The sequence below is a fragment of the Actinomyces succiniciruminis genome, from assembly GCF_900002405.1.
Classification (GTDB): Bacteria; Actinomycetota; Actinomycetes; order Actinomycetales; family Actinomycetaceae; genus Actinomyces; species Actinomyces succiniciruminis.
The window spans coordinates 15,652-19,891 of sequence record NZ_LK995462.1; the positions used below are offsets into that span (position 1 = coordinate 15,652).

Annotated in this window: 5 protein-coding genes; 2 read left to right on the forward strand and 3 right to left on the reverse strand. The window is 71.4% G+C overall.

Annotated elements, in window-relative coordinates; genetic code table 11:
- Both BN1056_RS00700 and BN1056_RS00705 read left to right on the forward strand, forming a co-directional pair.
- Positions 1-1,885: M3 family metallopeptidase (locus BN1056_RS00700; RefSeq protein ID WP_244671421.1), on the forward strand; the 1,885-nt coding region annotated here is incomplete at its 5' end.
- A 54-nt stretch (positions 1,886-1,939) separates the two neighbouring features.
- The gene (locus BN1056_RS00705) at positions 1,940-2,275 is read left to right on the forward strand and encodes a DNA primase (protein ID WP_073332535.1); all 336 of its coding nucleotides are present in this window, start codon (positions 1,940-1,942) and stop codon (positions 2,273-2,275) included.
- Here the strand turns inward: BN1056_RS00705 and BN1056_RS00710 are convergent, their stop codons facing one another.
- The 3 genes from BN1056_RS00710 to BN1056_RS14500 all read right to left on the reverse strand — a co-directional run.
- On the reverse strand, positions 2,276-3,253 hold the full coding sequence (locus BN1056_RS00710; protein WP_073332519.1) for an aldo/keto reductase: 978 nt from the start codon (positions 3,251-3,253) through the stop codon (positions 2,276-2,278). It lies immediately after the preceding gene.
- 109 nt (positions 3,254-3,362) lie between these two features.
- Positions 3,363-3,584 carry a sulfurtransferase TusA family protein gene (locus tag BN1056_RS00715; protein ID WP_210578283.1) on the reverse strand — a complete coding sequence of 74 codons (222 nt, stop codon included), beginning with the start codon at positions 3,582-3,584 and terminating at the stop codon, positions 3,363-3,365.
- A gap of 51 nt (positions 3,585-3,635) precedes the next feature.
- On the reverse strand, positions 3,636-4,240 hold a 605-nt coding region (locus BN1056_RS14500; RefSeq protein ID WP_244671422.1), incomplete at its 5' end, for a YeeE/YedE family protein.

Genomic DNA, 4,240 nt, shown 5'->3' on the forward strand with positions numbered 1-4,240 from the left:
CCCCGCCGCGCCGACCGTGGAGAACACGGTCGCCGCCGTCGAACGCAGCGGCGAACTGCTGTCCCGCGCCCTGACCGTGCTGTACGCGCTGACCTCGGCCACCGACAGCCCCGAGCTGGACGCGCTGGAGGAGGCCCTCGCCCCCGACCTGGCCGCCCACGAAGACGCCTACAGCCTGGATGCGCGCATCTACCGGCGTTTCAAGACCCTCGACGAACAGGTGCGTGCCGCCGCCCAGGCCACGCCCGCTCGGACCCCGGTGGACGCCGACGGTCAGGCGATCGACGCCGAGACCGCCCGCTACATCCGCCTGGCCGTGGAGGAGTTCGAACGCGACGGCGTCGCCCTGACCGGCCCGGACGCGGACCGGCTGCGCGCCATCAACGCCCGGCTGACGGCCCTGTCCACCCGCTTCGCCACCCTCACCACTAACGCGATGCACGCCGCCGGCGTCGCCAACTTCACCGCCACTCCCGCGCTGGCGACCACCGCCACCCACGCCGAGCGCGTCGCCCTGCTGAACCGGTCGCTGGGCCGTGGACTGTCCGGTGAACACGACACTCGGGCCCTCGTGCTGGAGGAGGCCAGGCTGCGGGCCGAGCGTGCCCGGCTGCTCGGCTACCCCCACCACGCCGCGGTCGTCGCCGCCGAGTCGGCGGCCCGCACCAGCCAGGCCGTCAACGAGCTGCTCACCCGCCTGGTGCCCCCGGCCATGGCCAACGCCCGCCGCGATGCCGAAACCTACGCCGCCCGCATGGCCGCCGACCCGGCCACCCAACCCGGGGAGAGCTTCGGCCCCGCCGACTGGTCCCGCTACGAGGAGGCCGAGCGCAAGGAACGCTTCGGCGTCGACGACGCCACCCTCGCCCCCTACCTGGAGCTGAACAACGTCGTCGAACGGGGCGTCTTCTACGCTGCGACCCGCCTGTACGGCATCGGCTTCCACGAGCGTCCCGACCTGGCCGCCCACATGTACGCCCCGGATGTGCGCGTCTGGGAGGTCCGTGACGGCGAGGGCGATGCCGCGCCCCTGCTGGGACTGTTCGTCGGCGACTACTACGCCCGCGAGGGCAAGCACGGTGGCGCTTGGATGGACTCCCTGGTGGAGCAGAGCCACCTGACCGGCCGCAGGCCGGTGGTCATCAACTGCCTGAACCTGACCAAGCCCGAATCCGGGCCGACGCTGCTGAGCTGGGACAACGTCATCACCGCCTTCCACGAGTTCGGCCACGCCCTGCACGGACTGTTCGCCGATACCCGCTGGCCCAGCGCGTCGGGCACCAACGTGCCCCGCGACGTCGTCGAGTTCCCCTCCCAGGTCAACGAGAAGTGGGCACTGCACCCGCAGGTCATCGCCTCCTACGCCCGCCACGTGGACACCGGCGCACCCTTGCCGCAGTCCCTCGCCGAGCAGCTGCGCAGCCAGGGCGCCTTCGGCCAGGGCTACGCCACCACCGAGTACCTGGGGGCGGCCCTGCTCGACCAGGCCTGGCACACCCTGGAGCCGCAGGAGGTGCCCGACGACGTGACCGCGGTCGAGGCCTTCGAGCACACCGCCCTGGCCGACGCCGGCATTGACGACGCCCTGGTCCCGCCCCGTTACCGCACCACCTACTTCGCCCACGTCTTCGGCGGCGGCTACGCGGCCGCCTACTACGCCTACATCTGGAGCGAGGTCATGGACGCCGACACCACCGATTGGTTCCGCACCGACGGCGAGGGCGGCCGCGGCGGCGACCTGGGCCTGAATCGCCGGGCCGGGGAGCGCTTCCGCCGTGAGTTCCTCTCCCGTGGGGACTCCCGCGACCCGCTCGTCTCCTACCGCGCCTACCGCGGCCACGACCCCAAGATCGAACCGCTGCTGCGGCGCCGCGGGCTGAACTAGATCGTGCCCTTGCCGGTAGACGCGGCCCACGGTTGAGCCGGTATCCTTGCCCACATGACGAATGACCCGCGGTCCGCGCTCAACCGACTCATTGCCGCCTTCGAGGCGCACCTGGACGCCGCCGCGACGGGTGACGAGACGTCCCCGGCCGTTGTCGCGGCGGAGGACGCCCTCCAGGACGCCTTCTTCACCTACGACGACGCCCTGTTCACCGCCTACGGCATCGAACTGCCCTTCGACGCCTTCGACTCCGATGAAGACGAGGACGACGATGAGGCGGAGGACGACGAGGACGAGGGCGCCGAGGACGACTACGACGACGAAGACGTGGACGAGGACGACTACGACGACTACGACGACCGGGAGGTCGACGACGACTACGAGGGCTGATCAGAAGCGCTCGGGGTAGCCGACCTCCGGCGCCGTCACCTCGTTAAGGACGTGGCGGATCTGCGCCGGCAGGTCCAGGTCCTCGGCGGCCAGGGCGCCGCGCAACTGGGCGGGGGTACGCGCCCCGACCACGGTGGAGGCCATCCCGGCGGCGTCGCGCGCCCATGCCAGGGCCACTTCCACGGGCCTGCGGTCCAACCCGGTGGCGGCCGTCGCCACCGCCTCGACTACCCCGCGATGGGACTCACCCAGGTAGGGGGCCACGTAGGAGCGCAGGTGGGGGGAGGCGCCGCGGGAGTCCGGGGGAGTGGTGGCCCGGTACTTGCCGGTCAGTACTCCGCGTCCCAGCGGGGCGTAGCCGATCACGCCGAAGCCAAGGCCCGCCGCCGCCGGCAGCAGTTCCCGCTCGATGCCGCGTGCCAGGAGCGAGTGCTCCACCTCCACGGCGGCCAGCCCCGGCCCGCCGGCCTCACGCAGCAGGTCCGCCAGGTGCACGCTCGCCCAGGCGGGGTGGTTAGACACACCCACGTAGCGGGTGCGGCCGCTGGCGACGGCGATTCGTAGCGCGTCGGCGGTCTCCTCAAACGGAGTGGTCGCATCGGGGACCTGCACCAGCCATAGATCCAGGTGGTCGGTGCCCAGACGCGTCAGTGAGTCATCCAGCGTGTCCAGCAGGGTGCCGCGAGAGGCATCGGCCGCCGTCGAGCGGGCGCCGGTGCGCCAGGTGCGCACACCCGCCTTGGATACCAGCACCACGTCGCGCCGCTCCACCGTCCCGGCGAGCAGACCGCCGATCACCTCCTCCGAGGCGCCCTCGCAGTAGGAGGCAGCCGTGTCCAGCAGGGTGCCGCCGGCGTCGAGGAAGATCTCCAACTGGTCCTTGGCCTCCAACTCGTCGGTGTCCCGGCCCCAAGTCATGGTGCCGAGGCCGACCGCCGAGACGCGCAATCCGGTGCGCCCGAGCCGCCTGTGTTCCATGGCCCAACCGTATGGCGTCGTCGGCGCAATACCGGGCAGGCCGCCGACGGCGCGCCCCGTCACTCGCCTCCGAATGTCAATCGAGGCGACTGACGGGGCGCCGTCCGACTCACTTGCGGACGGTGATGGCCCAGGAGGCTTCGCCGGTTTTGGTGAACTCGGTGACGGTGTAGCCGTTGTCCGCCGCCCAGGCGGGCAGCGACTGGGTGCCCTGGGTGCAGTCGAAGGCGATGACGAGCTCGTCGCCGATCTCCAGATCGGCCATCGCCTCCTCGGCCTCCATAACGGGGAAGGGGCAGACGAGGCCCTCGGTCTCCAACACGGTACGCATGACTGGGTCCTTTCGATGAGTGAATGAGGATGGGATGACGGGGGCGCGTTGTCAGCGGCTCGCGAGTGCGCCTACCGCCTCGGACTCACCCAGGCGCTCGGAGGAGGCGGCGGAGGCTGCTGCTGCGCGCGCGGCACGCCGCTGATTGCGCGGGCGGATAAGGGTGACGTACGCGGCGGCGCCCACGCCCAGCACCTGGAAGACGAGTGCGGTCCAGCCCTGCCAAGACAGCAGGGAGGTCTGCACCAGGGCGTTGCCAATGGAGCAGCCGCCGGCCCAGGCCGCGCCCACGCCCATGAGCAGCCCACCGGCGATCGAACGGCGAATGACGGTGGCGGAGGGTACGCGGACGCGGAACTCGCCCGAGGCGCGGGCGCTGAGATGGGAGCCGAGGAGGATGCCGAGCACCAGCAGCACGCCCCAGTCGAGCCGGTCGGCGTCCCCGGTCACCAACCAGCCGACCAGGTTCGACGACGGCGTGGTGATTCCCAGCCCGTCGTGGCGGCCGCTGGCCCACGAGGTCGGCCAAGCGATGATCGCCACGAGTCCGACGAGCACGCCGGTCACCAGCGGGTTCCAAGCGCGTTCGAACAGCAGGTGGTTCAGACCCGTGCGCTGGGGAGCCAGCTGTAGTACGGCGGGCCGGTCCGCCGCAA